Source organism: Mesorhizobium sp. L-8-3 (genome assembly GCF_016756615.1).
In the GTDB taxonomy this organism is placed as follows: domain Bacteria; phylum Pseudomonadota; class Alphaproteobacteria; order Rhizobiales; family Rhizobiaceae.
The window spans coordinates 2639366-2662500 of record NZ_AP023262.1; the positions used below are offsets into that span (position 1 = coordinate 2639366).

At 65.9% G+C, this 23135-nt stretch carries 22 protein-coding genes and 1 pseudogene (1 of these 23 cut by a window edge); 16 read left to right on the forward strand and 7 right to left on the reverse strand.

Annotated elements, in window-relative coordinates; all coding sequences use genetic code 11:
- Positions 1-165 precede the first annotated feature (165 nt).
- On the forward strand, positions 166-462 hold the full coding sequence (locus tag JN302_RS12480; RefSeq protein ID WP_202312525.1) for a hypothetical protein: 297 nt from the start codon (positions 166-168) through the stop codon (positions 460-462).
- A 197-nt stretch (positions 463-659) separates the two neighbouring features.
- Positions 660-827, forward strand: a complete 168-nt coding sequence (locus JN302_RS12485) for a Flp family type IVb pilin (RefSeq protein WP_202312526.1) — start codon at positions 660-662, stop codon at positions 825-827.
- A 92-nt stretch (positions 828-919) separates the two neighbouring features.
- On the opposite strand, the gene JN302_RS12490 is transcribed toward JN302_RS12485, so the two are convergent.
- Entirely contained in the window at positions 920-1786 is an 867-nt protein-coding gene (locus tag JN302_RS12490) for a methyltransferase domain-containing protein (protein WP_202334268.1), read from the reverse strand.
- Positions 1787-2024: 238 nt separating this feature from the next.
- On the opposite strand from JN302_RS12490, the gene JN302_RS12495 reads away from it, so the two are divergent.
- The 5 genes from JN302_RS12495 (at position 2025) to JN302_RS12515 (ending at position 5470) form a co-directional block, all read left to right on the forward strand.
- Positions 2025-2810 carry a ComF family protein gene (locus JN302_RS12495; protein WP_446720752.1) on the forward strand — a complete coding sequence of 262 codons (786 nt, stop codon included), beginning with the start codon at positions 2025-2027 and terminating at the stop codon, positions 2808-2810.
- 25 nt (positions 2811-2835) lie between these two features.
- Positions 2836-3105 carry a glutaredoxin 3 gene (gene grxC, locus JN302_RS12500; RefSeq protein WP_202312527.1) on the forward strand — a complete coding sequence of 90 codons (270 nt, stop codon included), beginning with the start codon at positions 2836-2838 and terminating at the stop codon, positions 3103-3105.
- A gap of 9 nt (positions 3106-3114) precedes the next feature.
- Positions 3115-3981 (forward strand): carbon-nitrogen hydrolase family protein, encoded by an 867-nt coding sequence (locus tag JN302_RS12505; protein ID WP_202333066.1) that lies wholly within the window; start codon positions 3115-3117, stop codon positions 3979-3981.
- A complete protein-coding gene (locus JN302_RS12510; protein WP_202312529.1) occupies positions 3978-4403 on the forward strand; it encodes a DUF1178 family protein in 426 nt (141 codons plus the stop codon). Before JN302_RS12505 ends, JN302_RS12510 begins: the two co-directional genes overlap by 4 nt.
- A 158-nt stretch (positions 4404-4561) precedes the next feature.
- On the forward strand, positions 4562-5470 hold the full coding sequence (locus JN302_RS12515; protein ID WP_202333068.1) for a DMT family transporter: 909 nt from the start codon (positions 4562-4564) through the stop codon (positions 5468-5470).
- Between the two features lie 6 nt (positions 5471-5476).
- Here the strand turns inward: JN302_RS12515 and JN302_RS12520 are convergent, their stop codons facing one another.
- The 5 genes and pseudogenes from JN302_RS12520 to JN302_RS12535 form a co-directional block, all read right to left on the reverse strand.
- A complete protein-coding gene (locus JN302_RS12520; protein WP_446720753.1) occupies positions 5477-6403 on the reverse strand; it encodes a class I SAM-dependent methyltransferase in 927 nt (308 codons plus the stop codon).
- Positions 6404-6469: 66 nt separating this feature from the next.
- Positions 6470-6775 (reverse strand): annotated as a pseudogene (locus tag JN302_RS39120) (MmcQ/YjbR family DNA-binding protein); the annotation flags it as partial.
- A 168-nt stretch (positions 6776-6943) separates the two neighbouring features.
- On the reverse strand, positions 6944-7693 hold the full coding sequence (gene ubiG / locus JN302_RS12525) for a bifunctional 2-polyprenyl-6-hydroxyphenol methylase/3-demethylubiquinol 3-O-methyltransferase UbiG (protein ID WP_202312532.1): 750 nt from the start codon (positions 7691-7693) through the stop codon (positions 6944-6946).
- Positions 7694-7913: 220 nt separating this feature from the next.
- Positions 7914-8324, reverse strand: a complete 411-nt coding sequence (locus JN302_RS12530; protein WP_244846303.1) for a type II toxin-antitoxin system VapC family toxin — start codon at positions 8322-8324, stop codon at positions 7914-7916.
- A complete protein-coding gene (locus JN302_RS12535; protein WP_202312534.1) occupies positions 8324-8569 on the reverse strand; it encodes a type II toxin-antitoxin system Phd/YefM family antitoxin in 246 nt (81 codons plus the stop codon). Before JN302_RS12535 ends, JN302_RS12530 begins: the two co-directional genes overlap by 1 nt.
- 292 nt (positions 8570-8861) lie before the next feature.
- Here JN302_RS12535 and JN302_RS12540 point away from each other — a divergent pair, with 292 nt between their 5' ends.
- The 9 genes from JN302_RS12540 to JN302_RS12580 all read left to right on the forward strand — a co-directional run bounded on the left by JN302_RS12540 (position 8862) and on the right by JN302_RS12580 (position 22209).
- On the forward strand, positions 8862-10115 hold the full coding sequence (locus JN302_RS12540; protein WP_202314710.1) for an aspartate kinase: 1254 nt from the start codon (positions 8862-8864) through the stop codon (positions 10113-10115).
- A gap of 84 nt (positions 10116-10199) precedes the next feature.
- Positions 10200-12470, forward strand: coding sequence for a phosphoenolpyruvate--protein phosphotransferase (gene ptsP, locus JN302_RS12545; RefSeq protein WP_202312535.1), 2271 nt, complete (start codon positions 10200-10202; stop codon positions 12468-12470).
- A 6-nt stretch (positions 12471-12476) separates the two neighbouring features.
- Complete coding sequence (gene prfA / locus JN302_RS12550; protein ID WP_202312536.1) at positions 12477-13547, forward strand: peptide chain release factor 1; 1071 nt, start codon at positions 12477-12479, stop codon at positions 13545-13547.
- A gap of 20 nt (positions 13548-13567) precedes the next feature.
- Positions 13568-14455, forward strand: a complete 888-nt coding sequence (gene prmC, locus JN302_RS12555; RefSeq protein ID WP_202333072.1) for a peptide chain release factor N(5)-glutamine methyltransferase — start codon at positions 13568-13570, stop codon at positions 14453-14455.
- Positions 14456-14734: 279 nt separating this feature from the next.
- Positions 14735-15529: a DUF4167 domain-containing protein gene (locus tag JN302_RS12560; RefSeq protein ID WP_202333074.1), complete on the forward strand. Its 795-nt coding sequence runs from the start codon at positions 14735-14737 to the stop codon at positions 15527-15529.
- A gap of 199 nt (positions 15530-15728) precedes the next feature.
- Positions 15729-18338 (forward strand): ATP-dependent chaperone ClpB, encoded by a 2610-nt coding sequence (gene clpB, locus JN302_RS12565; protein WP_202333076.1) that lies wholly within the window; start codon positions 15729-15731, stop codon positions 18336-18338.
- Between the two features lie 110 nt (positions 18339-18448).
- Positions 18449-18814, forward strand: a complete 366-nt coding sequence (locus JN302_RS12570) for an MmcQ/YjbR family DNA-binding protein (RefSeq protein ID WP_202333077.1) — start codon at positions 18449-18451, stop codon at positions 18812-18814.
- Positions 18815-19041: 227 nt separating this feature from the next.
- On the forward strand, positions 19042-20517 hold the full coding sequence (locus JN302_RS12575) for a L,D-transpeptidase family protein (RefSeq protein ID WP_202333078.1): 1476 nt from the start codon (positions 19042-19044) through the stop codon (positions 20515-20517).
- Between the two features lie 153 nt (positions 20518-20670).
- Positions 20671-22209, forward strand: coding sequence for an MFS transporter (locus tag JN302_RS12580; RefSeq protein WP_202333079.1), 1539 nt, complete (start codon positions 20671-20673; stop codon positions 22207-22209).
- A 58-nt stretch (positions 22210-22267) separates the two neighbouring features.
- Here the strand turns inward: JN302_RS12580 and JN302_RS12585 are convergent, their stop codons facing one another.
- Positions 22268-23135 carry the 3' portion of a M23 family metallopeptidase gene (locus JN302_RS12585; RefSeq protein ID WP_202333080.1) on the reverse strand. Its footprint extends 1094 nt past the window's final position, so 868 of the gene's 1962 nt are visible here — the last part of the coding sequence; its start codon lies off the right edge, out of view — the gene reads right to left on this strand; it ends in the stop codon at positions 22268-22270.

A 23135-nucleotide genomic window follows, 5' to 3' on the forward strand; every position in this document is an offset into this window, starting at 1 on the left:
CGGATCCGGTCGAGCGTCGACATGGGCCTGGCAATCGATCGTTAACCGCGTTCTCCGTTGCTGCGGATCGTTAATCCATCCTTCAGCCAAAGTTGAGAGTCTGACGCGATGCGGGGCCTTCAGGTCCGGCGACGGTAAGATTCTGCGCGAGGAGGGTTCGCCCCGATGCATCCGCAAGACGAGTGGGAGCGTGGCGAGCGGCGCTTCAGGCTCGGCGCGGCCGGTTTCGGCGCTTTGCGCCTCGCCCTGCTGTTCGGCTCGCTGGCAGTGGCAATGGCGCTGATCATCGCGCCGATCGCCGAGCGTCAGGCGCGCGTCTATCCGCCTGGCGAGATCGACGGCATGACGACCGGTTCGATCCGCGCGGCAGACACCTATACGATCCGCCGGAGCGTTCTGCAGCCGTCGCCGAGCTCGATCTGCGTGATCCGCGCCGACGGCACGCGCAGCGGTGAGTGTTGAGCGTGCCCGTCCAGGGAAACCGGAACGATTGCCGCCATCGCGTTAACGCTTCTTAACGAAACTCGCCCTAGGGTGGTCGCAGCGTATCGCGTGAAGAAGGATTTGCGCGATGTGCTGCGGGTACTTGTTGTAGCGCATGTCTTTTCCCCGAAAGCGCTGCGCGCTTTCGGGTGTTGGGGCCAAATCGGACGAGATCGATGATCCGGCGTTTCCTGAATGACGAAACCGGCGCCACGGTCGTGGAGTACGCGCTGATCGCGGTGGTGCTGTCGCTGATGATCGTTGCCGGCGTCGGCCGGGCAGCGGAGGGGCTCACCTTCCTGTTTGCCGACAACAACAGCAGGCTGGCCAACGCTTTCAAGTGAACTTGGCAAATGACCTTGGCCACATGACCTTGGCCAAATGACCTTGGCCAATGACCTTGGCAAGTGACCTTCGGCCCTCCGGGGCCCTCGCGTCAGTCCTTGCTGCCCAGAACGGTCGCCAGCGACACTTCGGCTGAACCGGGTTGAAGCGGCTTCTGCTGCGAGGCATGCGGCACCCAGCCCGACAACCAGACCAGCGCGAAGGTTGCGCGCACCCGGCCGTCCGGATCGGAAAAACGTTCCGCATAGATCTCGGCGGCACGCGCGAAGAGGCGACGCGTCGCCGGCTTGCGCGACCGTGCGATCAGCGCGCTGGTCGCGCCCATCGCTCTCAGATCGCGCAGCAATCCGAACATCGACTCATAGCGGACCGTCAAGGCCTCGACATCGGCGACGGGCAGCGCGAAACCCGCGCGCTGCAGCAGCGCGCCCGCGTCGCGGACATCGGTGAAAGGCATCACCCGCGGCCCGGCGCCGTCCGAAATCTCGGTTTCGGCGGCCAGCAGGCTTTCGCGCAGTTCGCCCAGCGTGCCGCTGCCGGCCATGGCGGCCAGGAACAGGCCATCGGGCTTCAGCGCTCGGCGGATCTGGACCAGCATGCCGGGGATGTCGTTGGCCTCGTGCAGCGACAGGAGCGAAACGGCGAGATCGATGCTTTCGGCCGCGAAGGGCACCCGGTCGGGCGGGGAAACCAGCCCATCCTCGCCGCAAAGCAGGGCGGCATCCGCCTCGACGCGCGTCACCGCGTCCACCTTGCCGGTGGCGAGCAGGGCGGCGCGGGCGGCCGGCGTGACGCAGAACAGGGCGGCGGCATGGCCGAAGCGGCGCTCCACGGCGCCCAGCCTCTCGGCGAGGTCCTCCGCCGCGCGATCCATCAGGAAACCGGCGCCCGGAACCGCGGCACGCAGCGCCCTCAGCTTGCGCGCCGTCATGAGGTCCTGGTCGAAGATCGGCTGCACCATCGGTTTTCCTGGCTTGTCGGGTCGGGCGGGAGGTGCACGCCTTTCCCGCCACTGCTATCGTGCGGTCCACTAAGCAGGTTCTCGCCGCAAAACCGCGGACCACTTTTGCGGACCTGCTTAGCGCATCGGCCCGAAAATCGGAATCGATTTTCGGGCAGCGCGACGCGTAGAATGAAAGGAAAGAGCGACCTTTGCGCGTCCTGATGGACGCACGGCGCTCCGAGCCAAAATGGTGGTGGCCGATAGCGTGTTCGAGATCAAGGGGCTGGCAAGAGCGATCGCGGAGGCGCCGGCAAGGCTGCTGTTTCCGCCGGTCTGCGCCGGCTGCAGGCGCAAGGTGAGCGAGCCCGGCACGCTTTGCGGCCGTTGCTGGAGCAAGCTGCGCTTTCTGGAAAAGCCCTGGTGCGCGGTGATGGGCACGCCCTTCTCGCACGACATGGGCGAGGGCTTCCTGTCGGCCGAGGCGATCGCCGACCCGCCGCCCTTCGAACGGGCGCGGGCGGCCGTGGCCTATACCGGCGTGGCACGCGAGATGGTCCAGGGCCTGAAATACAACGACCGGACGGATCTCGCTCCCTGGATGGCGCGCTGGATGCTGCGGGCAGGGGCGGAACTCGTCGCCGAGGCTCAGGTGGTGGTGCCCTTGCCGCTCCACTGGCGGCGTTTCCTCAGCCGGCGTTTCAACCAGTCGGCCGAACTCGGGCGCGCCGTCGCCCGGATGGCGGAACTGCCCTTCGAGCCCGAGGCGTTGCGCCGGCTCAGGGGCACGCGACGGCAGGTGGGGTTGCGGCGCAACGAGCGCGAGGACAATGTGCGCGGCGCTTTCCGGGTGCCGCCGGAGGCCGAGATCCACATCCGAGGGCGGCGCGTGCTGCTGATCGACGACGTCTATACGACCGGGGCGACGGCAGTGGCGGCCACGCTCGCCTTGAAGCGCGGCGGAGCGGCCGCGGTCGACATCCTCACTTTCGCGCGCGTTCTGCCGGGGGACTTCCGGCCCGACGAGGCAGCCCCTATATGATGCTGAACCTGTTATGGAACCGGCCATGGTGGATGTGACGATCTATACGCGAATGATGTGCGGCTATTGCGCGGCCGCCAAGAACCTGCTCGACCGCAAGGGTGTCGCCTATACCGAGCACGACGCGAGCTTCTCGCCCGAGCTGCGCCAGGAGATGATCGCACGCGCCAACGGCCGCTATACGTTTCCGCAGATATTCGTCGGCGAGGTGCATGTCGGCGGGTCGGACGATCTGCATGCGCTCGAGAAGCAGGGGCGCCTCGACAGCCTGCTGCAGACCGGCCAACTGAACTGAGGGTTCGACATGACTATGTTCAAGGCCGCCGCCATCCAGATGCGCTCCGGCACCGATGTCGGGCGCAACGCAATGGAGTTCGAGCGGATGGTGCGCGAGGCCGCCGATCAGGGCGCGCGCTATGTGCAGACCCCGGAGATGACCGGCGCGATAGTTCGCGACAGGGAAGCCCGAGCCGCCGCCTTCACGACCGAGGATCGCGATCCGATCGCCGGCGCGGCCGCCCGGCTCTCGGCTGAACTCGGCATCTTCGTCCATGTCGGCTCGACGGCGATCCTGCGTTCCGACGGCAAGCTTGCCAACCGGGCCTTCCTTTTCGGGCCGGACGGCCGCCTGATCGCCACCTATGACAAGATCCACATGTTCGACGTCGATCTGGACAAGGGCGAGAGCTGGCGCGAATCGTCGGCCTATGAGCCCGGCGACCGCAGCGTCGTCGCCGACCTGCCAATCGCCCGGCTCGGCTTCGCCATCTGCTACGACCTGCGGTTCCCGCAACTTTTCCGCGCCCAGGCGCTGGCCGGCGCATCGGTGCTCACCGTGCCCGCCGCCTTCACGCGCCAGACCGGCGAGGCGCATTGGCATGTGCTGCTGCGCGCCCGCGCCATCGAGAACGGCGCCTGGGTGGTCGCCGCCGCGCAGGGCGGACGGCACGAGGACGGGCGCGAAACCTACGGTCATTCGCTGATCGTCGACCCCTGGGGCCGCATCGTCGCCGAGGCGGACCATGACGAGCCTGCCATCGTTCTGGCCGACATCGATACGGAAGCTTCCGCCGCGGCGCATCGCAAGATCCCGAACCTGAAGAACGCCCGTGACTTCACGAGCGAGGTCATCGCCGACGAGCCGGCCGGGCTCAGGGGGGCCGCATCGTGATCCGGTTCTCCCTTGTCTGCGAGCAGGCCCACGAATTCGAGGCGTGGTTCCGCAACAATGACGATTTCGACAAGCAGGCCAGGCGCGGGCTGGTCGAATGCCCGGATTGCGGCTCGTCCAAGGTGCACAAGGCGCTGATGGCGCCGGCGGTCTCGACCTCCCGCAAGCAGGAAAAGGTAGCGCTCGCCATGGGCGAGGCGCAGAAGCAGGCCATGGCCCAGTTGAAGGCGCTGTCGGAGAAGCTGCGCGAGAATGCAGACTATGTCGGCGACAAATTCGCCGAGGAAGCGCGCAAGATCCACTTCGGCGAGACCGATCCGCGCGGCATCTATGGCGAGGCGACGGCCGAGGAGGTGCGCGGGCTCGCCGAAGACGGTGTCGATTTCATGCCGATCCCGGTCTTCCCGGATGACAGGAACTGACAATTGGGCTGAACAGCCGGTCGGCGTCGCCTGGCCGGACGACATCGGCGCGCCCGGCTGCAGGTTTTTGATTTGACGCGTGTCTTTGTCCCGAAACCGGTACCCACTTTCGGGAGATATGCTTTAGTGCTGGCAAGCATCAGCTCGGGACCGGGTGCATGAAACAGTTCTGGCACTCGGCCTTCGGCCTGCTCGCCGTCACCGGCGCCCTGCTCGGCCTGGCGCTTCCCTTCGGCAAGATGGCGACGGCGGCCGGCGTGTCCGCCATGGTCTGGGCTTTCGTGATCTCCTGCGGCGCCGGCTGCGTGCTGCTCGCCGCGCTTCTCTTCGGCGGTCACGGCCCCAGGCTCACCGCCCATCGCCTGCGCTATTTCGCGATCGCTGCGGCCATCTCCTACGCCATTCCCAACCTGCTGATGTTCTCGGCCATACCGCATCTCGGCGCCGGCTATATGGGCATCATGTTCACGCTGTCGCCCATCATCACGCTGGTGCTGTCGATCCTGTTCGGGGTGCGCCGGCCGAATCTGCTCGGCGTGGCCGGCATCATCGTCGGCTTCATCGGTGCGGTGACCGTCGCGGTGACGCGCGGCGAGGCGGGGCAGCCGGCCGAGCCCTTCTGGGTGGTCGTCGGTCTCCTGGTCCCCGTCAGCCTCGCAGCGGGAAACATCTATCGCACTTTCGACTGGCCCGAAGGCACCGGCCCGATCGAACTCGCGGTCGGCAGCCATCTCGCGTCCGCGGCGCTGCTCCTCGCCGGGATCGGGGCCTCGGGCGGCATCGGCTCGTTCAGCCTGCTTGCCGGCATTCCCTTGCTGGTGCTGGCGCAGGTCGCGTCGGCCTCGGCCCAGTTCGCCTTTTTCTTCCGGCTGCAGGCGGTGGGTGGCCCGGTCTATCTCAGCCAGATCGGCTATGTCGCGGCCGCCGTGGGCCTCGTCAGCGGGACGCTGTTCCTCGGCGAGCGCTACCAGTTGCTTACCTGGCTCGGCGCGGCAATCGTCACCATCGGGGTGTTTCTGACGACGAAGGCACAGAAATCCCGACGCGTCGGAGCGCCCGCCGGCTGACCATCGTCAAGGCTTTCGCCCCACGGCCAGATAGGCGACCGATGGCAGGAGAGCCGGCAATTCGGGCAAGGCGCCGGCGATATGCGCCTTGGCGGCCGCTTCCGTGCGCGCCCATTGCCGCGGGCTCGCTTTGTGCTTGAGAAGCGCTATCGGCGCCACGCCGCGCACCATGCCGTGCCAGAAGCTCTCGACATCGGTCACGGTCATCGCGTGGCTGACGGGTTCGACGCGCACATCCATGAAGCCGGCTTCCGTCATCTCCCGTTCGAGAACGGCCGGATTCTCGAGCCCCGGCGCGGCCGGCGGCGACTCGGCCGGCGGTTCGCCGAGCGCCTCCACGACAAGCCGCAGGAGCGGCGATTGCCCGGCGGGCGCCCAGCTCGATACGGCGGCTTCGCCCCCGGGCCGCAGCACCCGATGGAGTTCGCCAAAGCCTTTCGCGCGGTCGGGAAAGAACATCAGTCCGAACATCGACAGGCCGACGTCGAAGCTGGCGTGGGCAAAGGGCAGCGCCTGGCCGTCTGCCCGGCAGGGCTCGATATTCGAGGCGCCGGCCCGGTCGATGTGGCGGCGCAACCGCCGCAGCATGCCCTCGGAGAAGTCGACGCAGGCGACATGCCGGACCCGTGGCGACAGAAGCAGTGCTGTCGTGCCGGGGCCGCAGGCTATGTCGATGACGTCGCTCCGTGGACCGAGATGCAACCGTTCGAGGACCGATCGTGAAAAGGTCTCCAGAAAGGGGCGGGTGCTTTCGTCATAGCCGTCTGCGACGAATGTCCACGACGCGGCCGACGCGAGGGGGCCGGCGTTGGAGGCCGGCGCCGGATCGTCGGCCCTCGGGCCGGCGGCCCCATGCCGACCAGGCAGACCTTCGTTGGCAAGCCAACGAATCGCCGGCCTGGATTCTTGTTTCGCGGCAGGTTCTCGCCGCAAAACCGCGAAACACTTTTGCGGAACCTGCTTGGTTGGCGCGGGGCCCGGATTGTCGAGGGTCTTGCGCAGCCCGGCGGGCGCGGCATTGCGCCAGGCCATGGCGAGGGTGCTTTTCAGCGTCGCCTCGTCTACCCTGGCCAGGAACATGATCGTCCAGCCTTGGCGACCCCAGCCGCCCGGCACGGGGGCGAACACGGCCGGCTCGGCGCCGGTCAGCATCTCCTGTTCGTCCGGCGTCAGCTTGAAGACGGCGCGATCCGGCCCGGGCAAGGTCATGAATATGTGATCGCGGACCCGGAAATCCGGCTTGCCGAAATGCGACTTCTCGACCGCCTCCGGCATGCCGAGGGCGAGGTGGCGGGCAGTCACCATATCCATGGGGCCAATCTCCCAAGGCCGATTTTTCGGCCCGACCATGCCCGGTTCCCGCCTGCCGGTATTGGAGAAATGTTACCTCAGGGGCAATGTTGCCATGGGTACAACTTGTGTTGCCCCGCCAATGCTGCCCCGGGGACAGCCAACGCTGCCGGCGCGTCGTCGTCAGACCGAAGCCTTTTCAGCGAGCACCATATAGTTGACGTCCATGTCGGCGGATTTCTGCCAGCGGTCCGCCAGCGGATGATAGACGACGCCGGTGCGGTCGATGACCGTGAGCCCGGCCTTGCCGAGTGCGGCCTCCAGCTCCTCGGGGCGGACCAGCTTGCCATATTGGTGCGTGCCGCGCGGCAGCCAGCGCAGCACATATTCGGCGCCGACGATGGCGAGGCCAAGAGCCTTCAGCGTGCGGTTGATCGTGGCGACGAACATGATGCCGCCAGGCTTCACCATGTCGGCGCATTTGCCGATGAACAGGTCGATGTCGGCGACGTGCTCGACCACTTCCATGTTGAGGACGACGTCGAATTTCTCGCCGGCGTCGGCCAGATCCTCGGCGGTCGTCGCCCGGTAGTCGACGGTGACGCCGCTTTCGGCCGCGTGAAGTTTCGCCACCTCGATATTGGTTGCCGCTGCGTCGGCGCCGACGACTTCGGCGCCCAGCCGCGCCATCGGCTCGCACAACAGCCCGCCGCCGCAGCCGATGTCGAGGAAACGCAGTCCCTCGAAAGGCCGCGCTGCGCGCGGATCGCGCCCGAAACGCGTGGCGACATGGTCGCGTATCCAGGCCAGGCGCACCGGGTTGAACTTGTGCAGCGGCTTGAACTTGCCGTTGGGATCCCACCATTCGGCGGCAAGCGCGGCGAAGCGCTCGACTTCGGAAGCGTCGATGGTCGTTCGTCGGGCTTCGGGCATGATCTGGTCTCCTTCGAGACGCAAGGAAGTCGGTAGAGCCGGCCCGAATGTCAAGGCCGGTTTTTCCTTTTCGGGCAATTGCTGGCCGATCGGGCGGCTATTTCAGGTTGTATGCAGGCGGCCGGCAAGCACCGACGAGGAAAGCGCTAGCGAGCACTGTCGCAGGCTATTTTGACCAGCGTTGGCAGGATGTCGCTTGCGACGGTCGATGCCACAACATTCATAGCGCGGCGTCGATCGTCCCGATTTGCTCGGCGTTCGCGGCGGCGGCAAGTTGCCTGTCCAGCGTCGCAAGGGGTATGCGCTCACGCAACGCCAATTCGAGATAGGCCGCATCATAAACACTCAGCCGATGCTTGCGCGCCAGGGCGAGCAGTATGGTCTCATCCGGCGATTGATCGAGCGGCACGCGTAACCCAGCCAGCAGCGCGAGCGCCTTGGCCGTATGGGCCGCGTCGATGCGGCCCCGTTTCTCATTCGTGACCAGGAGGTTGCGGACCTCGAACCACCACACGGCAGGCGCGACAAGCTCGTCGACAGCCGCGCGGGCGCGAGCCGCACCGGCGACGGGATCGTGCCTGTCGGGTAAAAGCCAGCAGGCTGTAATTGAGGCATCAATGACGAACGGCATCAGTATTTATGCCCTTCGTGTCGGGCCGACAGGATTTCGTCCCTCGTCAAGGATGGCATCGTCTTGCGAAACTCATCGATCTCCTCGAACACCCTGGCGATGCGCTCACGCCGTTCGTCGGTTTCGGGCACGATACGGGCGATCGGCCGGCCATGGCGGGTGATGACAATGGTTTCGCCGCGCTCCACTTCGGAGAGCAGTCGAGGCAGATGGATCTTGGCCTCCGAGGCTTGAACTTCACGCATAAGCGAACTCCTTATCGACCAGTTGATTGAACCATATCATCTTTGGAACAAAGTGGCAACAATTGCAGGGCCGCCGCTGGTGTGGCCGCCTTTCCTCTCCATACGGTTTCGAAGCGGCCAGCGTTTCTCCGGGCGGTCGGCGCGGCGACCGAGGCCTGGCTCGCAGCTTGCCTAGCGTCCCTGTTTTGGCTAAGGAGGCGACCGCATTGGGCGCCTCGGCTTTCCGGGGCGCTTTCGTATGATCGTTTGCCGGCGTCCCGCCGGCGACCTGCAGCAAGGGCATTCCGCTTCCATGGCGCGCATCGTGATGAAATTCGGCGGAACCTCCGTCGCCGACATCAGCCGCATCCGCAACGTGGCGCGCCATGTCAAACGCGAGGTCGACGCGGGTCATGATGTCGCCGTCGTCGTGTCGGCCATGGCCGGCAAGACCAACGAGCTGGTCGCCTGGACGCGCGAGGCCTCGGCCATGCACGACGCGCGCGAATACGACGCCGTCGTGGCCTCCGGCGAACAGGTCACAGCGGGGCTTCTCGCGATCGTGCTGCAGTCCATGGGCGTCCATGCGCGCTCCTGGCTGGGCTGGCAGATCCCGATCCGCACCGACAACGCACATGGCGCGGCCCGCATCCTCGACATCGACGGATCGTTCCTGATCAAGCGGTTCGGCGAGGGGCAGGTTGCCGTCATCGCCGGCTTCCAGGGCCTCGGGCCCGACAACCGCATCGCCACGCTCGGCCGCGGCGGTTCCGACACCAGCGCCGTGGCGATCGCCGCCGCGGTGAAGGCCGACCGTTGTGATATCTATACCGATGTCGACGGCGTCTACACCACCGATCCGCGCATCGAGCCCAAGGCGCGCCGGCTTGCCAAGATCTCCTTCGAGGAGATGCTGGAAATGGCTTCGCTCGGCGCCAAGGTGCTGCAGGTGCGCTCCGTCGAGCTCGCCATGGTGCATCGGGTGCGTACCTTCGTGCGGTCGTCCTTCGAGGATCCCGATGCGCCTGGCATGGGCGATCTCTTGAATCCGCCTGGAACGCTCATTTGCGACGAGGAAGAAATCGTGGAACAGCAGGTCGTCACCGGAATCGCCTATGCCAAGGACGAGGCCCAGGTCTCGCTGCGCCGTGTCGCCGACCGGCCCGGCGTGGCCGCCGGCATCTTCGGCCCGCTGGCCGAGGCCAACATCAATGTCGACATGATCGTCCAGAACATCTCCGAGGACGGCAAGTCGACCGACATGACCTTCACCGTGCCGTCGGGTGATATCGACAAGGCGCTGGCCGTGCTCGACAAGGTCAAGCAGACGGTCGGTTTCGACGTCGTCCAGTCCGAGGCCGGCATGTCGAAGATCTCGGTGATCGGCATCGGCATGAGGAGCCACGCCGGCGTTGCGGCGACCGCCTTCAAGGCGCTGGCCGACAAGGCGATCAACATCCGCGCCATCACCACATCGGAGATCAAGATCTCCATCCTGATCGACGGTCCGTACACTGAACTTGCAGTTCGCACTTTGCATTCCGTTTACGGTCTGGATAAGCAATAATCAGACGAGATTCTGAAGCGGCCCCGCCGGTCGTCCGTTCGAGGCGGACAGGCCGGCAAGGCCATTGGAAAAGGCCTCGAACCGATGCGTGATCAAGCCGCCGGCCCGCGCGTGCTTCTGAAACGCCTCCGCGAGCTCATGGCGGAGGCGCTGGAGCCGCAGGAGCGGCTCGACCGCATCGTGCGCGAAATCGCTTCCAACATGGTGGCCGAGGTGTGCTCGCTCTATGTGCTGCGCGCCGACGCGGTGCTGGAGCTCTACGCCACGGTCGGCCTCAATCCCGGTTCGGTGCACCTCGCCCAACTGCGCCTCGGCCAGGGCCTCGTCGGCACGATCGCGGCCAGCGCCCGGGCGCTCAACCTCTCCGACGCCCAGTTGCATCCGGCCTTCGCCTATCTGCCGGAGACGGGTGAGGAGATCTACCATTCCTTCCTCGGCGTGCCTGTGCTGCGCGCGGGCCGCACGCTCGGCGTGCTGGTCGTCCAGAACCGCACCAAGCGCCACTATCGCGACGACGAGCTGGAAGCCCTCGAAACGACGGCGATGGTGATCGCCGAGATGATCGCTACCGGCGATCTCGCGCGGCTGACCCGGCCCGGGCTCGAACTCGACCTCACCCGCCCGGCAAGCTTTTCGGGCCTGTCCTTCAACGAAGGCGTCGGTCTCGGCCATGTCGTGCTGCACGAGCCGCGCATCGTCGTGACGAACCTCTTCAACGAGGACACGGAAGAGGAACTGCGCCGCCTGGACGATGCGCTCGGCTCGCTACGGCTGTCGATCGACGACATGCTGTCGCGCCGCGACGTCGCCTTCGAGGGCGAGCACCGCGCCGTGTTGGAAGCCTACCGCATGTTCGCCAACGACCGCGGCTGGGTGCGCCGGCTGGACGAGGCGGTGCGCAACGGCCTGACCGCCGAAGCCGCGGTCGAGAAGGTGCAGAGCGACATGCGCGCGCGCATGCTGCACATGACCGATCCCTATATGCGCGAGCGCATGAGCGATTTCGACGATCTCGCCAACCGCCTGCTGCGCCAGCTCATGGGCCATGGGCCCGAAGTGCTGGCCGCCTCTCTTCCCAAGGACGCCATCATCGTGGCGCGGTCGATGGGCGCGGCCGAACTGCTCGACTACCCGCGCGACAAACTGCGCGGCCTCGTTCTGGAAGACGGCGCGGTGACCAGCCACGTCGTCATCGTCGCCCGCGCCATGGGCATTCCCGTCGCCGGCCAGATGAAAGGCGCAGTCTCCATGGCGGAGAACGGCGATGCCATCATCGTCGACGGCGACGAGGGCCGGATCCATCTTCGTCCGCAGTCCGATGTCGAGGCAGCCTATGCCGAGAAGGTGCGGTTCCGGGCGCGGCGGCAGGAACTCTATCGCGAGCTGCGCAACAAGCCGTCGAATACGCTCGACGGGGTGCACGTCGACCTGCTCATGAATGCCGGCCTCGCGGTAGACCTGCCGCAGCTCGCCGAATCGGGCGCCGCGGGCATCGGCCTCTTCCGCACCGAGCTGCAGTTCATGGTGGCCGCCACCTTCCCGCGCGCCGAAGCGCAGGAGAAGCTGTACCGCGACGTGCTCGACGCGGCCAAGGGCAAACCCGTCACCTTCCGCACCATCGATATCGGCGGCGACAAGGTGCTGCCCTATTTCAAGAACGTCGTGAACGAGGAGAATCCCGCCCTTGGCTGGCGCGCCATCCGGCTGACGCTTGATCGTCCGGCCCTGTTGAGGACGCAGGTGCGTGCGCTGCTCAAGGCGGCGGGCGGACGCGAGCTGCGCCTGATGCTGCCGATGGTCACCGAGCTCGGCGAGATCTTCCAGGCCCGCGAGATCATCGATCGCGAAGTGCGGCATCTGTCGCGCTTCGCCCACGACCTGCCGAACATCCTCAAGATCGGCGCCATGATCGAGGTGCCGTCGCTCTTGTGGCAACTCGACGAACTGATGCGCACGGTCGATTTCGTGTCGGTGGGATCGAACGATCTGTTCCAGTTCGTGATGGCGACCGATCGCGGCAATACGCAGCTCTCCGACCGTTTCGATGCGCTCTCGGTGCCGTTCCTGCGCGTGCTGAAGCAGATCGTCGACGCGGGCAAGGCCAACGACACGTCCGTCACGCTATGCGGCGAGCTCGCCGGGCGGCCGATCTCGGCGATGACGCTGGTCGGTCTGGGCTACCGCTCGATCTCGATGTCGCCGGCCTCGATCGGCCCGGTCAAGGCGATGCTCGCCGAACTGCCGCTCGCCAAGCTGGAAAGCTTCCTCGCCGACGCGATGGCAAAACCGGGCGCCGGGCGCAACACCCGCGAGGAGCTGGTCGCCTTCGCCCGGGAAAACAACATTCCGATTTGAAGCCACATGATCAGCCTACCTCGTGACCGCATGGACCAGCTCGTCAAGCGTTTCGACATGCTCGAAGCGCAGATGGCGGCCGGCCCCGAGCCCGAAGCCTATGTGAAGATGGCTTCCGAATATGCCGAGCTGCAGGACATGGCCGGCAAGATCCGCGATCTGCGCACGGCCGAGCGCGAGCTCACCGACCTGCAGGCCATGCTCGCGGACAAGACCACCGACGCGGACATGCGGGAACTGGCCGAGGCCGATCTTCCCGCGGTCGAGGAGCGCATCGAAGGCCTGCAGAAGGACATCCAGATCCTGCTCCTGCCCAAGGACGCGGCCGACGAGAGGAATGCGATCCTCGAAATCCGCGCCGGGACGGGCGGCGACGAGGCGGCGCTCTTCGCCGGCGATCTGTTCCGCATGTATGAGCGCTATGCCTCGTCCAAGGGCTGGCGCTTCGAGACGGTCTCGGCCAGCGAGGGCGAGGTCGGCGGGTTCAAGGAAATCATCGCTACGGTGTCGGGCAGGGGCGTGTTCGCCCATCTCAAATTCGAATCGGGCGTGCATCGCGTCCAGCGCGTGCCCGAAACCGAGGCCGGCGGGCGCATCCATACCTCCGCCGCGACGGTGGCCGTGCTGCCCGAAGCCGAGGAGGTCGATATCGAGATCAGGGCCGACGACATCCGCATCGACACGATGCGGGCTTCCGGTGCGGGCGGCCAGCACGTGAACACGACGGACTCGGCCGTGCGCATCACCCACCTGCCGACCGGCATCATCGTCGTCCAGGCGGAGAAGTCGCAGCATCAGAACCGGGCCCGCGCCATGCAGATCCTGCGCGCCCGGCTCTACGACATGGAGCGCTCGAAGGCGGCAGAGGAGCGCTCGGAATCGCGCCGGCTGCAAGTGGGGTCGGGCGACCGCTCGGAGCGCATCCGCACCTACAATTTCCCGCAGGGCCGCGTCACCGACCATCGCATAAACCTGACGCTCTACAAGCTCGACCGGGTCATGGAGGGCGAACTCGACGAGGTCGTCGATGCGTTGATCGCCGACCACCAGTCCAGGCTGCTGGCCGAGTTCGGCTAGGGACCCTAGGGCGGCGCGCGATGACCGACACCACCCTCGGCGGCATGTTGCGCCTGGCCAGGACCGAACTTGCCGCCGCCGGCGTAGCGGGCGCGGCCCTCGATGCCAGGCTCCTGGTCGAGCATTTTTCCGGCTCGACGCGGATGGACGCCATCACCGCACCCGACAGGCCGCTCGATGCGGCCATTGTCGGCGCCATCATGGCGGCGGTGGCGCGCCGGGTGCGCGGCGAACCCGTGCATCGCATCCTCGGCCATCGCGAGTTCCACGGGCTTACCCTGAGGCTGTCGCCCGAGACCCTGGAGCCCCGGCCGGATACCGAGACGCTGGTCGATGCGATGCTGCCTTTCGTGAGACAGACTGTCGCGGCGGAGGGCTGCTGCCGCATCCTCGACCTCGGTACGGGCACCGGTGCGATCGCGCTGGCGCTGCTGAAGGAGGTGCCTGATGCCACCGCGCTTGGTGTCGACATATCGGAGGAAGCGCTGGGGACTGCGGCCGGCAATGCAGAGGCGGCCGCGCTTTCGCCGCGCTTCGCCACGCTTCGTTCCGACTGGTTTTCCAATGTTACCGGAAAATTCCATGGAATTGTCTCGAACCCACCCTATATATGCACGCAGGAACTGGAAGGGCTCCAGCTGGAAGTAAGGCTGTTCGACCCGCTCCGGGCGCTGGACGGCGGTGCCGACGGGCTTGATGCCTATCGGATCATTGCCGCGGGTGCGGCGCCCCATCTCGAGGGCAATGGCCGGATCGCAGTAGAGATCGGTCATCGGCAGAGGGATGACGTGACGGGCCTCTTCCTGGAAGCCGGCTATCGGTTGACAGAAGCGTTGTCGGACCTCGGCGGCAATGATCGCGTGCTCGTTTTTTGCCCGATGAAGCACGTTGCCGCACCGCAGAAATAACGCTTGGCAACCAGCACGAATATCGATAGGGTCCCGGCAACCGGATGAGACGAAGCAGGCAGTGCTGTTACCAATTCGGTTTCCTTTTGAAGCAAGCTGCCTTCTTGCGTGAGCGACGCCTGAGCTTCGTGCGGGGATCGTCCGGCAAGACATGAACCGGAACAGGAAGGCACGTGGCGCCAACGCAAGTAGTGCGGGCGAACACCGGCAGGACGGTACAGAGCGGCAGGCACGTGAGGTGCCCCCGTTTGCTGACAATTTTCCAGATGTGAGAATCGGATGAGGCCACAACAGCAGAACAGGCGCATGCGTGGGCGCAACAACAACAATAACAACAACAACCGCAAGGGTCCGAACCCGCTGACGCGCAACTACGAGAGCAACGGCCCCGATGTGAAGATCCGCGGCTCCGCTCAGCAGATCGCCGAAAAATACGCCGCGCTGGCGCGGGACGCTCAGAGCTCAGGCGACAGGGTGATGGCCGAGAACTATCTCCAGCACGCCGAGCACTACAACCGCATCATCGCTGCCGCGCAGGCCCAGATGCCGGTTCAGCAGCAGGTCCGCGACAATCGCGACGAACTGGACGACGATCTCGACGAAGAGCGCGACGAGTTCGAAAGCACCCCGCAGGAGGCCCGCCAACAGGAGGCCCGGCAGCAAGAGCCTCGGCAGCAGGAGCCGCGGCAGCATGATGGCCGGCAGCACGAGAGCCGTCAGGGTGAAGGCCGCCACGCCCGGCAGTCCGAGACGAGGCACGAGATCCGCGCATCGGTGGCTCCGGTCGATGGTTCCGGCCCGCAGCCTGTCATCGAGGGGGTTCCGGCCGAAGTGGCGTTGAACCAGGAGCAACCGGCCGAGCCCAACGGCAATGTCGATCAACGCGCCAACGGCAACCATGTCGCCAATGCCGAGGAAGAGGCGCCGCCGCGCCGCGCGCGCCGTCCGCGCCGTCCTCGCGTCCGCGCCGACAATGGCGAAGCCGCCGCCGGCGAGCAGCCGCCGGTCGAGGGCAATGCCGAGACCCCGGCCCGGGCGGGCCAGGAAGCCTCCGACCCGGTTGCCGCGAACTGAGCTTTCGCCGCTTTTCGACCGACATCAGACGGCGGGATTTTCCCGCCGTTTTTTGTTCGCGCGCATAACGCTCCGTCCTTGAGCATCGCGCACCTGCGCCCCATATCTGGCGGGTTGGAGTCTGGCTCCTTGGAGCGGGCTCGTCACCCAAGGCTGATCCGGCGCCGCAAAGCGGGCCGGTGACGGAACGGAGACAGATATGAACGTTGAAAAATACTCCGAGCGCGTGCGCGGTTTCATCCAGTCCGCACAGACCTATGCGCTCTCCCGCAATCACCAGCAATTCACTCCCGAACACATTCTGAAGGTGCTCGTCGACGACGAGGAGGGCCTCGCCGCGTCGCTGATCGAGCGCGCCGGCGGCAATGCGCGCGACGTCCGGTTCGGCGTCGACGCCGCGCTGAACGCCATGCCCCGCGTCGAGGGCGGCAACGGCCAGCTCTACATGGCGCAGCCGCTGGCCAAGGTCTTCACCACCGCCGAGGAACTGGCGAAGAAGGCCGGCGACAGCTTCGTCACGGTCGAGCGCCTGCTGACCGCGCTCGCCGTCGAGAAGTCGGCCAAGACCGCCGACATCCTGGCCAAGGCCGGCGTCACGGCCCAGGCGCTCAACCAGGTCATCAACGATGTCCGCAAGGGCCGCACCGCCGATTCGGCGAGCGCGGAGCAAGGCTATGACGCGCTGAAGAAATATGCGCGCGACCTGACTGCCGATGCGCGGTCAGGCAAGCTCGATCCGGTCATCGGCCGCGACGACGAGATCCGCCGCACCATCCAGGTCCTGTCGCGCCGCACCAAGAACAATCCGGTCCTGATCGGTGAGCCCGGCGTCGGCAAGACGGCCATCGCCGAAGGCCTGGCGCTGCGGATCGTCAATGGCGACGTGCCCGAATCGCTCAAGGACAAGCAACTGATGGCGCTCGACATGGGCGCGCTGATCGCCGGTGCGAAATATCGCGGCGAGTTCGAGGAGCGGCTGAAGGCCGTGCTGTCGGAAGTCACAGCGGCCGACGGCAACATCATCCTGTTCATCGACGAGATGCATACGCTGGTCGGCGCAGGCAAGGCCGATGGCGCGATGGATGCCTCCAATCTGCTCAAGCCGGCGCTTGCGCGTGGCGAGCTTCATTGCGTCGGCGCCACCACGCTCGACGAATACAGGAAGCATGTCGAGAAGGATGCAGCACTTGCCCGCCGTTTCCAGCCGGTGTTCGTCAACGAGCCGACGGTCGAGGACACCGTGTCGATCCTGCGCGGCCTGAAGGAGAAGTACGAGCAGCATCACAAGGTGCGGATCTCGGACTCCGCGCTCGTCGCCGCGGCGACCTTGTCCAACCGCTACATCACCGATCGCTTCCTGCCCGACAAGGCGATCGACCTCGTCGACGAAGCCGCGTCGCGGCTGAGGATGCAGGTCGATTCCAAGCCCGAGGCGCTTGATGAAATCGACCGCCGCATCATGCAGCTCAAGATCGAGCGCGAGGCGCTGAAGGTGGAGAAGGACGAGGCCTCGAAGGACAGGCTGGTGCGGCTCGACAAGGAACTGACCGACCTCGAGGAGGAATCCGGCGACCTGACCGCCAAGTGGCAGGCCGAGAAGCAGAAGCTCGGCCTGGCTGCCGACCTGAAGAAAGAGCTCGACGAGGCGCGCAACGAACTGGCGATCGCCCAGCGCAAGGGTGAGTTCCAGCGCGCCGGCGAACTTGCCTACGGCAAGATTCCCGAGCTCGAGAAGAAGCTGCAGGAGGCCGAGGCGCAGGACGGCAAGGACGGGAGCATGGTCGAGGAGACCGTCACGCCCGACCATGTCGCGCATATCGTTTCGCGCTGGACCGGCATTCCGGTCGACAAGATGCTGGAAGGCGAGCGCGAGAAGCTCTTGCGCATGGAGGACGAACTCGCCCGCCGCGTCGTCGGCCAGGGCGAAGCCGTTCAGGCCGTATCCAAGGCGGTGCGGCGCGCCCGTGCCGGGCTGCAGGACCCGAACCGGCCGATCGGCTCGTTCATGTTCCTCGGCCCGACGGGCGTCGGCAAGACCGAGCTGACCAAGGCGCTGGCGTCCTTCCTGTTCGACGACGAGAGCGCGATGGTGCGCATCGACATGTCGGAGTTCATGGAAAAGCATTCGGTCGCCCGGCTGATCGGTGCGCCGCCCGGCTATGTCGGCTATGAGGAGGGCGGGGCGCTGACCGAGGCCGTGCGCCGCAGGCCGTATCAGGTCGTGCTGTTCGACGAGATCGAGAAGGCGCATCCCGATGTCTTCAACGTGCTGCTCCAGGTGCTCGACGACGGCCGCCTGACCGACGGCCAGGGCCGCACGGTCGACTTCCGCAACACCTTGATCATCATGACGTCCAATCTCGGCGCCGAATATCTCGTCAATCTCGGCGAGGGCGAGGATGTCGACAAGGTGCGCGACGAGGTGATGGCGGTCGTGAAGGCCTCCTTCCGTCCGGAGTTCCTCAACCGCGTCGACGAGGTGATCCTGTTCCACCGGCTGCGCAGGCAGGATATGGGCCAGATCGTCGAGATCCAGCTCAAGCGGCTGGAGAAGCTGCTGTCCGACCGCAAGATCAAGCTGGCGCTGAGCAAGGACGCGATCGACTGGCTGGCGGACAAGGGCTACGATCCGGCCTATGGCGCGCGTCCGCTGAAGCGCGTCATCCAGAAGGAACTGCAGGACCCGATGGCGGAGAAGATCCTGCTCGGCGATATCCTCGATGGCTCGACCGTGACGATCACGGCCGGTTCCGACCGGCTGAACTTCCGGTCGAAACCCTCGGTCGCCGAAACGGAAGAGGCCGCCTGACGAAGGCTGCAGCGCGTCTCGCAAGGAGATGCGCTGCCGGTTCCTGACTTGGCGCATGTCTTTTTCCCGAAACCGGTGGGCCCTTTCGGAGACGTGCTTTGAGGGCGCAGATGACGCTGGACGAGTACAACGGCTTCTGCGCCTCGCTGCCCGCGACCACGCATGTGGTGCAGTGGGGCGGCGCCCATGTCTGGAAGGTCGGCGGCAAGGTCTTCGCCATTGCCGGCTGGGACGAAGGGAAGCTTCCCTTCGTCACCTTCAAATGTTCCCACACGGCCTTTGAGATCCTGAAGGAGCAGCCGGGGTTGCGGCCTGCTCCCTACCTTGCCTCGCGCGGCATGAGCTGGATCCAGCGGCAGACGGCCGAATCGATGGATGACGAATCGCTCAAGGCCTACCTGCGCGAAAGCCACCGTCTGGTCGTGCTCAAGCTGACCCGGAAGGCGCGCCTGGCCCTCGGCCCTCTCCCGGTCTGAGGCTCTCCCATAAGACGCGGATCGACGCTGGTACTCTTTGATTTGGCACCGGTTTTGCCGAAACCGGCACCCGCTTCCGTGTCGACGACGGGATCCTTGAAGGAACCGGCCATCTTCATGCCCCGTTCATAGTCGACGGTTCATGGTCGTGCCGGGCGTGCCGGAGGATTCATTTCGAGCGCGACCGTGGGACGGCGGACGCCGACGACTGGAGAGATTTGGGAAAGATGTTCCGCAGGACAATCCTTTTGTCGGCCGTTCTGGCGGGGGCCTTCGGCGCCGAAGCGGGAGCGGCGCAGCCCGGGGCGCTATCGCCCAGGCGCGCAACACCGGAAGCGCCGCGCGCGGAAATGCTGCAGTTGGCGCAATCCGGCGACGTCGAGATCTATTATGACGGGCGCGGGCGGCGCGTTCTCGTCGACGCCTTCACGGGCGAGATCCTCGCCATCCAGGAACCCAGGCGCCAGTTCAGCCGCGAGAGGCAGCGGCGCATGGACCGCGAACGCGAGTTGCGGCGGCCGGGGCGCTACTATCTCGACGATCCCGATGACATGCAGCGTTTTCTGCGCGACCAGGGCGAATTCGCTCCGCCCGTGGACGACTACGGCGAGTTCGCTCCGCCGGCGGATGGCGACTATTCGTTCGAGGAGTTTCCGCCGGCGCCGAACGATCCTTACGAGGAACCGCCGATCGTTGCCTATCCGTCGGAACCCTATGACGGCACCGGCATCCTGGCCGACCGCCGGATCGAGCGGCAGCCGTTGCCCGATGTGCCGCAATGGGTCGAGCCGGGCCAGCCGGACGAAACCATCTTCGAACCGGCCCTGCCCGGGAGCGAGCCGCCGCCGACGAACTTCACCGCCCGGTCCGACGTGGCCGGCCTGCAGGTGCTGCTGGACCGGGCCGGTGCTTCGCCCGGCGTCATCGACGGCAGATTCGGTTCGAATGTCGACAAGGCGATCGTCGCCTATCGCGCGTTGACCGGCGAGAACCTGAAATCCACGGACGCGGAAGGCATCAAGCGCGCGCTTGCCGCGACCGGCGGCGATCCATTCACGACCTATGAGATCACCGCGACCGACGCCGCCGGCCCCTATGTCGCCTCGGTGCCCAACGACTATGGCGAGAAGGCCAAGCTCGAACAACTGAGCTACACCTCGGTCACCGAAATGCTCGCCGAGCGTTTCCATATGGACGAGAACTATCTGAAGTCGCTCAATCCGGACGCGAATTTCAACCGGCCGGGCACTATCATCAAGGTCGCCAATGTCGGCGCCAACATCGCGGCGCCCGTTGCCCGCATCGTCGCCGACAAGGGCCGCAAGCAGGTGCGTGCCTATGGCGCCGACGGCAAGCTCGTCGCGGCCTATCCGGCCACGATCGGATCATCCGATACGCCGTCGCCCACCGGCATCCATGCGGTGTCCCGCATCGCCTTCAATCCGGAATACACCTACAATCCGAAGCTCAATTTCAAACAGGGCAACAACAGCAGAGTGCTGCGGATCCCGCCCGGCCCGAACGGACCGGTCGGCTCGATCTGGATCGCGCTCGACAAGCCGACCTACGGGATCCATGGAACGCCCGATCCCTCCAAGATAGGCAAGACCGAGAGCCATGGCTGCGTGCGCCTCACCAACTGGGACGCGCAGGAACTCGCCAAAATCGTCAAAGCAGGCGTTCCGGTCGAGTTCGTCGAGTAGCGGTATTTTTTTGATCCAGGGCGGCGGGTCTGTCCCGGAGCCGCCCCGGTATCGGGTTCGGTATCGGGTTCCAGGCTGCGGCGCCTCGTGGCTCCGGTGATTCGGGTCGCTGGCGCTTGGCAGGGGGACGACCGCGGCGGCTAGTGTCACGCGATGGAGAGCGCACCCCCAACCACGGGCAATTCCCGCAGTAACGGCACGACCTTCTGCCCGCCGGAGAGCCGGCGTTACGTGCTGGTCACGGCGATCCTCGCATCCGGCATGGGTTTCATCGACGGCTCGGTCGTTTCGCTCGCCATGCCCGTCATCCGCTCCGACCTCGGCGCCACGCTGGTCGACGCACAGTGGATCAGCAACAGCTACATGCTTTTCCTCTCCGCGCTGGTGCTGCTCGGCGGCGCGGCCGGCGACGTCTACGGCGTGCGCAACATCTTTGCCTGGGGCATCGCGGTCTTCATCGCCACGTCGCTCGCCTGCGCGGTCGCGACCAATGCCGACATGCTGATCGCCATGCGTGCCCTGCAGGGCATCGGCGCGGCCTTCATGGTGCCGGGCAGCCTGGCCATCATCGCCAAATCCTATCCAGCCGAATCGCGTGGCCGCGCGATCGGACTGTGGGCCGCCTTTTCCTCGCTGACGACCGCCGGCGGCCCCTTCATCGGCGGCATGGTGCTTTCCTTCGGCGCGGAATGGATGTGGCGGCTGATCTTCGCCATCAATGTCCCGATCGGTCTCGTCGCGCTCGGCATGCTCCTGGCCAGGGTGCCGCGCGACCGTCCGCCGGAAGAGCGCCGCCTCGACTATGCCGGCGCGCTGCTTGCCACGTTGGGTCTCGGGCTGATGGCTTGGGGTCTGACCGCGTTCGGGCTCCCGCAGGACGAGCGCGGTGACGCTCCCTGGCTGTGGCTTGCGGCCGGTGCTCTCGTCTTCGCCTGCTTCATCCTTTGGGAAAAACATGCCGCCATGCCGATGGTGAAGCTTGCGCTGTTCCGCTCGAAAGCCTTCTCCGGAGCCAATTTCTACACGCTCATCCTGTTCTTCGCGCTGAACGCTGTCCTGTTCTTCCTGCCGATGACGGTGGTGACGGGATGGAACGTCGCGGAATGGGAAGCGAGCCTGCTGGTGGTGCCGCTGTCGCTCTTCATCGCCCTGTTCTCCGGCAGGGCAGGGCGGCTTGCCGACCGCATCGGGCCGCGGCTGCCGCTGGCGGTCGGCGCCGCGCTTGTCGGAGTTTCTTATGCCGGGCTCGCCGCGACCATGCCGATGATGCGGCTCTGGGAGGTGACGCTCCCGATCCTTTTGCTGCAGGCGGCGGGAATGTCGATGCTGGTGTCGCCGCTGTCGGCCGCGGTCATGCTGGCGACGCCCGATTCCGACACCGGGCTCGCCTCGGGCGTCAACAATGCCGTGGCGCGGGCGGCGGGACTGATGGCGGTGGCGGCGCTGGGTGCCGTCGCGAGCCTGGTCTTCGCATCGGTTCTGGGTGGAAGCGTTGCGGAAATCGAGTTCGGCGCGAGGCCGGCTACGCCGCTCGCTGCCGACGTCGAGTTGCTTCGCATCGCCGCGACCAACGGTGCCTTCCAGGCGATCGCCTGGGTCTCGGCGCTGATGTGCCTGCTCGCTGCCGTGATCGCCTGGACGACGCAGCCTTCATGGCAAAGGGAACGGGAACCGGCCGGAGCGGCGGGATAGAGCAATTCCAGCAAAAGTGCGCAGCGGTTTTGCGTCCGGAGCGAAAAAATGCTCCAGCTCAGGAAGCCTTCGAAACGCTGGCGATCTTGAGCGGCGAGCCCTTGCTCTCTTCCTTGAGCAACTCGTCGATGCGTTCGCGCTCGCGCTTGAAGGCTTCGAGATCGCCGCCTTTCAGCACGCGCCCGACGGGCAGGCGAACACGCATCGGGTCGACCTTGCGGCCGTTCACCATCAGTTCGTAATGCAGATGGTCGCCGGTCGCCAGACCGGTCGAACCGACATAGCCGATGACCTGGCCCTGGCGGATGCGGGCGCCCGGCACCACACCCTTGGCGATGGCGCTCTGATGATTGTAGGAGGTCTCGTAGCCATTGGCATGGCGGATGATCGTCTGGCGCCCGTAGCCGCCGGCCCAGCCCGCCTTCTCCACCGTGCCGTTACCGGAAGCGATGATCGGGGTGCCGCGGGGTGCGGCCCAGTCGACGCCGGTATGCATCTTGGTATAGCCGAGGATAGGGTGCCGTCGCGCGCCGAAGCCCGAACGAAAGCTGCCGTTGGGCACCGGATTGCGCAAAAGGAACTGCTCGGCGCTGCGGCCGTCCTTGTCGAAGTAGTCGACGGCGCCGTCATGCATCTGGAAACGGTAGAAGGTGCGCGTGTTGCCGCTGAAGGTTGCCGATACATAAAGAAGCTCGGAATCCTCCGACACCTCGTCGTTGTCGCCGGGCTGGGAGAAAAACACTTCGATGCGGTCGGCCGGATTGATGCGGGCCTGGTAGTCGACGTCGGAGGCGAGCAGCTTGACGAGCTGCCGCGTCATCGTCTTCGACATTCCGTAGGAATAGGCGGCGCGGTAGACCGCGTCGTAGACCGAGGGCAGATCGCCGCGCACCCGGACGGGAGGCGGCGAATCGTCGAAGGCGGTC